At 43.3% G+C, this 1,821-nt stretch carries 1 protein-coding gene; it reads left to right on the top strand.

Features of this window, described 5'->3' with window-relative positions; translation table 11 throughout:
• Positions 1–70: 70 nt before the first annotated feature.
• Positions 71–1,821, top strand: a 1,751-nt coding sequence (thrS, locus tag V6M43_RS00015) for a threonine--tRNA ligase (protein WP_332731987.1), incomplete at its 3' end; no start/stop codon positions are given.

Consider the following 1,821-nt stretch of genomic DNA (forward strand, 5'->3'; position numbering starts at 1 on the left):
AAAGGCTTTGTTAATTTTCCTTCAGCAATGATTCGTTACCTTTGTCCACCTAAAAAATCAAACGAAGTTCATGAAGATCAGTTTTCCCGATGGCGCAGTTAGAGAGTATGAGCAAGGAGCATCAGCCCTCGACATCGCCAAATCAATCAGCGAAGGATTAGCAAGAAAAGTGTTGGCCGCAAATGTTAACGGACAGGTGTGGGATCTCACACGCCCCATTAACAACGATTCTTCTTTGAAACTGTTGACGTGGGATGATGCTGAAGGAAAGAACACGTTCTGGCATAGCAGCGCCCATTTAATGGCGGAAGCTGTTGAATCTTTATTTCCCGGTGTGAAATTCTGGGTAGGTCCGGCATTGGAGAAAGGGTTTTATTACGATATGGATCTTGGCGATCGCAAGATGAACGAGGAAGACCTGGCTGTATTGGAAAAGAAGATGAACGAACTGGCGAAGAAGAACAATCCTTACCAGCGCAAAGAAATTTCCAAACAGGATGCCGTTGCTTATTTTTCGGAGAAAGGTGATGAATATAAACTCGATCTGTTGCAGAACCTCGAAGATGGCGGCATTACCTTGTATTCGCAAGGTGAGTTTACCGATCTCTGCCGTGGACCACATATTCCGCATACCGGTTTTATCAAAGCCATTAAATTAACTTCTATTGCCGGTGCGTATTGGAAAGGTGATGAAAAGAACAAACAGCTTACCCGTGTATATGGTGTCACCTTCCCTTCACAAAAGGAACTGGATGAATATCTGGCAATGCTTGAAGAGGCAAAGAAAAGAGATCACCGTAAGTTGGGTAAGGAGTTAGGTATTTACACCATGGATGATGATGTTGGTCAAGGTTTGCCTTTATGGATGCCAAATGGTACCATCATTATTGAAGAGTTGGAAAAGCTGGCGAAAGAAACAGAAGGCGATGCCGGATACAAGCGGGTGGTTACTCCGCATATTGCAAAAGAAAGCATGTACCTCACCAGTGGTCACTTGCCGTATTATGCTGATAGTATGTTTCCTCCAATGGAAATGGATGGTGAGAAATATTATCTGAAGGCGATGAACTGTCCGCATCATCATAAAATATTTGATGCTGAGCCAAAGAGCTATAAAGATCTTCCTTATCGTATTGCAGAATACGGTACCTGTTACCGTTATGAACAGAGTGGGGAGTTATTTGGTTTGATGCGTGTACGTTGTTTGCACATGAACGATGCGCATATCTATTGTAACCGTGATCAGTTTGCTGATGAGTTCCGTGCAGTAAACGATATGTACCTGAAGTATTTCAAAATATTCGGCGTTGATAAATATGTGATGCGTTTGAGTTTGCATGATCCGGCCAAGCTTGGTCAGAAATATGTGAACGAACCCGAACTGTGGCAGGAAACAGAAGCCATGGTACGCAGAGTGCTTATCGAATCAAATATTCCTTTCATTGAAGTGCAGGATGAAGCGGCATTCTACGGCCCGAAGATTGATGTACAGATATGGAGTATTATTGGTCGTGAGTTTACACTTGCAACAAACCAGGTTGATTTCAATAGTGGTAACAAGTTCAAGCTGTCATTTACGAATCAGAATAACCAACCGGAAGTGCCGTTGATCATTCACCGTGCGCCACTTGGCACCCACGAACGTTTCATTGGCTTTTTGCTGGAGCATTATGCAGGCAAATTCCCATTGTGGCTGGCACCTTTGCAGGTGAAAATTCTGCCCATCAGTGATAAGTTCATGGATTATGCAAAAACCCTGTTGAATAAACTGAAAAAAGCAGATATTCGTGCTGAGATTGACGACCGCAGCGAAAAAATAGG

Source organism: Flavihumibacter sp. (genome assembly GCF_036676075.1).
Lineage (GTDB): Bacteria > Bacteroidota > Bacteroidia > Chitinophagales > Chitinophagaceae > Flavihumibacter.